General features: G+C 48.2%; 5 protein-coding genes and 1 other annotated feature. All 5 genes read right to left on the reverse strand.

Features of this window, described 5'->3' with window-relative positions; translation table 11 throughout:
• Window positions 1-7: 7 nt before the first annotated feature.
• Window positions 8-886 carry a 16S rRNA (adenine(1518)-N(6)/adenine(1519)-N(6))-dimethyltransferase RsmA gene (gene rsmA, locus CLOSYM_RS21585; RefSeq protein ID WP_009297729.1) on the reverse strand — a complete coding sequence of 293 codons (879 nt, stop codon included), beginning with the start codon at window positions 884-886 and terminating at the stop codon, window positions 8-10.
• 1 nt (window position 887) lies between these two features.
• The gene (locus CLOSYM_RS21590; protein ID WP_044903125.1) at window positions 888-1,676 is read right to left on the reverse strand and encodes a TatD family hydrolase; all 789 of its coding nucleotides are present in this window, start codon (window positions 1,674-1,676) and stop codon (window positions 888-890) included.
• A gap of 279 nt (window positions 1,677-1,955) precedes the next feature.
• On the reverse strand, window positions 1,956-2,768 hold the full coding sequence (locus tag CLOSYM_RS21595) for an EcsC family protein (RefSeq protein ID WP_021643833.1): 813 nt from the start codon (window positions 2,766-2,768) through the stop codon (window positions 1,956-1,958).
• A gap of 125 nt (window positions 2,769-2,893) precedes the next feature.
• A complete protein-coding gene (metG, locus tag CLOSYM_RS21600) occupies window positions 2,894-4,867 on the reverse strand; it encodes a methionine--tRNA ligase (protein ID WP_021643835.1) in 1,974 nt (657 codons plus the stop codon).
• A gap of 268 nt (window positions 4,868-5,135) precedes the next feature.
• Window positions 5,136-5,462: a binding site (T-box leader), on the reverse strand.
• A gap of 63 nt (window positions 5,463-5,525) precedes the next feature.
• Window positions 5,526-6,578, reverse strand: coding sequence for an acyltransferase family protein (locus tag CLOSYM_RS21605; protein WP_021643837.1), 1,053 nt, complete (start codon window positions 6,576-6,578; stop codon window positions 5,526-5,528).
• Between the last annotated feature and the right edge of the window lie 92 nt (window positions 6,579-6,670).

Consider the following 6,670-nt stretch of genomic DNA (forward strand, 5'->3'; position numbering starts at 1 on the left):
TTCCATTTTATATTTCCGTTTTCTCCACAGAAAGCAGATTGGCAAGCTCTGCGAATTGTTTGAGCGTCAGAGCTTCTCCCCGGACGGATGCCGAAACTCCCAGCGCCTCAATCGCTTCCGCTATCTTCTCCTTCGAAATATTGATTTCCGGTGAGTTGTTCAGACCGTTGAGCAGCGTCTTGCGCCTCTGGTTGAAAGATGCCCGTATCAGCTTAAACATCAGCTCCCTGTCGTCCACCTCCACCGGAGGCGTCCTGTGGCGCGTCAGGCGTATAACCGCGGAGCCTACATTCGGACGCGGGATAAAACAGTTGGGGGGCACATTCGCCACTATATACGGCTCGGCGTAGTACTGGACTGCCAGAGAGAGAGCACCGTAGTCCTTTGTTCCCGGTCCCACCTGCATCCGGTCGGCCACTTCCTTCTGCACCATAACGGTAATATTATCGATGGGGACCCCGCTCTCAAAAAGTCCCATAATAATCGGGGTGGTAATATAATAGGGAAGATTGGCCACCACCTTGATCGGCCTTCCTCCGTTATATTCCTGCGCCAGCTTATTTATGTCAAGCTTGAGAATATCTTCGTTTATGACGGTTATGTTATCATAGTCTTTCAGCGTCTCTTCCAGAATCGGGATCAGATTGCTGTCGATTTCAACAGCCACCACTCTGCCCGCATTCTCTGCCAGATACTGTGTCATCGTTCCTATCCCCGGCCCTATCTCAAGTACCATGTCGTCCTTCGTGACCCCGGCAGCCGTGATGATTTTGGAAAGAACGTGTGTATCGATGAGAAAGTTCTGTCCGAACTTTTTCTGGAAAGCGAAATTGTACTTCTGTATTATCTCTATCGTGTTCTTTGGATTTCCCAAATCTATGCGCATATCAGTTCCTTTCTGCTTTTCCCGGAGCCAGACGATAGAGCTGCTTGGCATTCCTGTTCGTCACTCTGATAATCTCATCCCGGCTGAGGCCCTTAATTTCCGCCATTGCATCCGCTACGTAAGGAAGATTATAGGACGAATTCCTCTTTCCCCTGTTGGGAACAGGCGCCAGATAGGGGCAATCGGTCTCCAGGACCAGACGGTCAAGCGGAGCGTATTCCACCACCTCTTTCAGCTTTTTTGCATTGCCAAACGTAAGGACCCCGCCGATTCCGAGGTAGAATCCCAGGTTCAGGAATTCTCTGGCCATATCCCTGCCATAAGAGAAACAGTGGATAACCCCTCCAATCTCTTCCGCGCGGTGTTCCTTCATAATATCAAATGTATCTTTGGCTGCATCCCTGCTGTGGATGACAACTGGCCTTCTCACCTCTCTGGCAAGCTCCAGCTGGCGGCCAAACCAGTACTTCTGTATCCCGCGGTCCGGCTCGTCCCAGTAATAGTCAAGACCGGTCTCACCCACTGCCACAATCTGGGGATCCATGGCCGCTGTCCGCAGAAGGCTGAATTTCTCCTCGTCAAGCTCCGCACTGCTGCTGGGATGAACCCCGGCAGCGCCGTACACCTGCGGATAACGCTTTGTAAGCTCCAGTGTATGCTCTGTGCTGAGCATATCGTTTCCTATATTTACTACGGCCTCGATCCCATGCTCTGTGAGGCCCTCAAGCAATGCTTCTCTGTCTTCGTCAAATGCCTCATCGTCATAGTGGGCATGTGTATCAAAAATCATTTGTTTCCTCCGGCTTTCTTCTCCGTTTTTGTATTCATGCACCATTATAGCCAATCTTCCGTTAAAAAACAACGATTATCGGGTTTTTCTTCCGTTTCGGGCTGTTTCTAGTTACTATTCACGGCCCTACTGAAAAAGCGCAGCTCCGCGAACAGTAACACGCTCCGCGATGCACAGAAACGGCAAAAAACGCCGTTTCGCGCCGTGTAACTCGGGTTTTTCGTGCAAAATACGCACGAAAACACCTCGCGGAATATGGGCCGTGAATAGTAACTGTTTCTATCTGTGATCTGCCTCTGATTTTGTCAATAGATACCTTCTTTCTAATTTGACCGCCGCATAATCCGTTACCTTTTTCATATAAATGCCGTCATACAGGCCGCCGATTAACCCGGCAACCGGGATCCCCTGCAAAAACTTCATGTACAGCAATTCCCCGGACAGGGCGCCGGATGCTTTGAGCGCAGCCTGTTTGAGATTCGTTTCACGCTTTGTCTGACTGTCATCTTCACAGGCCATGCGGTAAATTTTTCGGTTCATTTCGGCGTCCCGCTCCATAAAATCGTCTCCGTTATAGAGAGACAGGGCCAGAAGCTCCAGCAAAAACACCTGCTCTTCCGCCTTTCCATAATCCACGCCAAAATGGAGGGACTGGGTATACAGGCTTCTGAGCAGCGCGGCCAGAAAAATAGGAATATCGGGAAGGCCAATCCCCAGAAGGCCCAGCACCGCCCCCTCTGCACAGGCTCCAGCCACCCCGGCAGCCACATTCCTGGCCGCCAGTTTCCGGCCCGCCGCCAGGTTCTTTCTCACCGGATAAACCGTTCCGGCATATTCCCTCGTCTTATATTCCGCTTCCATCCTGTCTTTGGGAAAAGTCTTCTCAATTGCCGCCGTTCCATTTTCCAAAATCATGCAGAAGGCCCGGTAAAACGCGGCTTCCAGTTTTTCGCTCAAGCCGTCCGGAACTGCTTTCTGCAATTTTCTTTCCAATAGAGGCTCTTTTCTTCTGCCATATTTTCTGAGCAATTTCTTCTCGCGTCTCAGAAACGATTCCCATTCCTTTTCAAGGGCTGTCTTTTTCTCCGCCATTTAACCGTCTCCTCTCCTGTCCGGCCAGTTTCCGGATAGAGCAAGGCCCCGTCCGGAAACCATATCTCCGGGCGGGGCAAATCACCAGCCGATTGCAATTCCTGCAAAAATCCATATCCGGTTTCTTAACAGATTTCGGCTCCGGACGGCATATCCTTCTCCGGCCTCATCAGTGCAAGATTACCCTCGCTGTCTTCTGCACAGAGCAGCATTCCCTCCGACAGCATTCCCGCCAGCTTAGCCGGTTTTAAATTAGTCACAACCATGACCTTCTTCCCGACCATCTCTTCCGGTGTGTAGTTTGCCTTGATACCGCTTAATATCTGTCTTACCCGGCTGCCCACCCTGACCTGGGAGCATAACAGTTTCTTCGATTTCGGAACGGCTTCGCAGGCAATAATTTCACCTATCTGGAACTGGAGCTTTGCAAAATCATCATATGTGATCTCAGGTTTTGCTTCCAGATCAATCACATTCTCATCCTCTTTTGCCTCTTCCTCTGCCGGTACCTCTTCGGCAGCTCTCATGGCCTCTACCTTTTCCAAAACCTCTTTTACGTCCATACGTGCAAAAAGAATTTCAGGTTTATCCGTCACTTTACCGCCTGAAGGGTAAAGGCCGAATGTCCCCATCTCCTCCAGCGTTCTCTTCTGCGTATTTAACTGCGCCAGAATCTTCTCTGCCGTCTCCGGCATAAACGAATATAGCAGGGAAGCTCCGATTGTAATCGCCTCCGTCAGATTATAAAGCACCGTGGCAAGGCGGTCTTTCTGAGCCTCATCCTTAGCCAGTGTCCAGGGCATGGTCTCATCGATATATTTATTGCTTCTTCTGAAGATTCCGAAGATTTCCGTGATGGCATCCGCCACACGCAGCTTATCCATCTTCTCATCCACCCGCTTCACCGCTTCCAGAACAGTCGCCTTCAGGTCTGCATCTGCCTCACCCGCAGCTCCTTTATTCGCCACTTCGCCTCCAAAGTATTTATTGCTCATGGATATCGTTCTGTTCACCAGATTTCCAAGGATGTTTGCCAGATCGGAATTCATACGCTCTACCATAAGTTCCCAGGAGATAACTCCGTCGTTCTCAAACGGCATCTCATGGAGAACAAAATAGCGAACGGCATCCACTCCGAAAAAGTCTACCAGCGTATCGGCATAAAGCACATTGCCTTTGGATTTGCTCATCTTGCCGTCGCCCTGTAAAAGCCATGGATGGCCGAATACCTGCTTGGGAAGCGGAAGCTCCAGAGCCATCAGGAAGATCGGCCAGTAAATTGTGTGGAAACGGATGATATCCTTGCCGATCAGATGTAAATCCGCCGGCCAGTATTTTCCAAATAATTCTCCGTGGTTACCATCACAATCGTATCCCAAACCTGTGATATAGTTCGTAAGCGCATCCAGCCATACATAGGTAACATGCTTCGGGTCAAAGGATACAGGTATTCCCCACTTAAATGAAGTACGGGATACACAGAGATCCTGAAGTCCCGGAAGCAGGAAGTTGTTCATCATCTCATTTTTACGGGATACCGGCTGTATAAACTCCGGATGCTCATTAATATGATCAATTAACTGCTGGGCGTATTTACTCATTTTAAAGAAATATGCCTCTTCCTTGGCCGGAACGACCGGGCGTCCGCAGTCCGGACATTTGCCGTCCGTTACCTGGGACGACGTCCAGAAGGATTCACACGGCGTACAGTAAAGTCCCTCATAATGTCCTTTATAAATATCACCTTTGTCATAGAGCTTTTTAAAGATTTTCTGTACCTGTTCCTCATGCTCTTTGTCTGTAGTACGGATAAATTTGTCATAAGACGTATTCATCAAATCCCAGATTGACTTAATCTGGGCAGCCACACCGTCAACAAATTCCTGCGGCGTAACTCCGGCTTCCTCAGCCTTCAGTTCTATTTTCTGACCGTGTTCGTCCGTACCAGTCTGGAAACGGACGTCAAAGCCCTGCTCCCTTTTATATCTGGCAATACTGTCTGCCAGGACAATTTCATAGGTATTGCCGATATGCGGCTTGCCCGACGTATAGGCGATTGCCGTTGTTATATAATATGGTTTTTTGCAATTCCGGCACATAGATTTGTTCCTCCTGTAATGATTATAATTTTGCATATTTCCCTGCCGCCGCAGTGCGATCCTCCGCGGAGCGGTTTTTATTTAACAGGAGAACTTTCCTGTTAAATTAAGAGAGAATCCCGAGAGCGGGATTCTCCGCCTGCGGCGGGTCGCTTCGGCGACATCATTCCCTACCGCCGCAGTGCGTTCCTCCGCGGAGCGGTTTTTATTTAACAGGAGAACTTTCCTGTTAAATAAAAAAATCGTCTTTAAAGGTGATTAATTCACCGTTAAAGACGAGACTTATTTTCCCGTGTTACCACTTTAATTTGCATGCCGCCTCACAGCGGATGCCTCAGCGGCTGTCTCCAGCAATCTGCATCCCGGCTCTGCTCCTGGCGATGCACTGCGTATTCACAGCCTGCGGTGTTAACGGACCTTATTTCCGTCACTGCTTAAAATGAACAGGCGGCCTGCAGGCCATGCTTCAATCCCGTTCATACTTCGGCAGTGCAGCTCCGAGACCATCTTCGGCAGTTCTCCTGACATCCGTTTCCACCCATCCGGACTCTCTGTAATCATTCTTTCTGCGTACTCTTCTCTTCACAGCCTTTGTATTATACAGTTCTATGCTTGATTTTCCAACATAGGTTTAGTCTAGCGGTTTCGCTCCTTTTTGTCAAGAAGGATTCCTTAAAACCCGGATGAAAAGGGTCACAACCTGCGTTAAAATCCGGCTCAGCCAGTAAAATACCAGGCCGACCACGCTGATAAACAAAAAATATTTTCCAAAAACCAGGTAATTCTCCAGACGCCCCACCGGCCTGCCCGCAAGAGGAAACACAAATTTTCCCACCAGGATATGGTGAACCAGATATATGGCGAACGTATATGATGAAAAAATTGAAATCCCCTTCCTTACAACCGCATTCCGGATTAGCTGGCCGGCCCAGACAAGGAAAAGGAAAATAGGTATCCCGGTCCAGAGGATTTTAAACGGCACCGGAATTGACGTCTTAATCGTCATTACCGTACAAACGGCCGCAAACGAACACAATCCCCATTTCCAGTTATATTTTTCCCTCTGCTGTTTCGTTCCATACAAATATTTTATAAAATACATCCCGAACAGCACTTCCGGCACCCTGAGAAGGAAAAAGAACTGGATATCCATCTTAAACGGATAAAACAGCGTGAGCGGAACATAGATCATACCGACTGCCACAGGGGTAAGCACCGGCCATCTGAGCATACATTTGCGAAGGAAAGGAAACATCAGGTAAATCAGGAGAATACAGCCGATAAACCATTCTCCCAAAAGATAATAGTTGGGAATCAGGTAATTCAGATACCCATCCATACCAATTACGCTGAGCAGCAGCCTCCATAACGGCTTATCGAAGGTGAATACTCTTTTAATCAGATAATTATATACAAAAAAAGCCGAATAAACCGTCCAGTAAATTGGGAATATCGCGAGAAAACGTTTTTTAAAATACTGTTTTAAATCGAGTTTCTCCATCGAAGAATACATCAGGGACGCTCCCGCCAGAATAAAGAACAGGGAAACACCGATATGTCCCATACTTCCGTTGGCATAGTGGACAAATAAAAGTATCGGTTTATTGACTTCCGGGATCATAAGAGTAACCGCATTGTAATGGAAAATAACGATCATCACGGCCGCAAGCACCCGTACAAAATCCAGGGAAAACAAATGCTCTCTTTTCATTTGTGTACTCCTTTTTTTCTATAAGTTTTTTTATTTTATCATATATTGGGGGGTGTGGCAAATGGAGATTTAACTGAGGTTGGGAGGACGCG

Source organism: [Clostridium] symbiosum ATCC 14940 (genome assembly GCF_000466485.1).
Taxonomy (GTDB): domain Bacteria; phylum Bacillota; class Clostridia; order Lachnospirales; family Lachnospiraceae; genus Otoolea; species Otoolea symbiosa.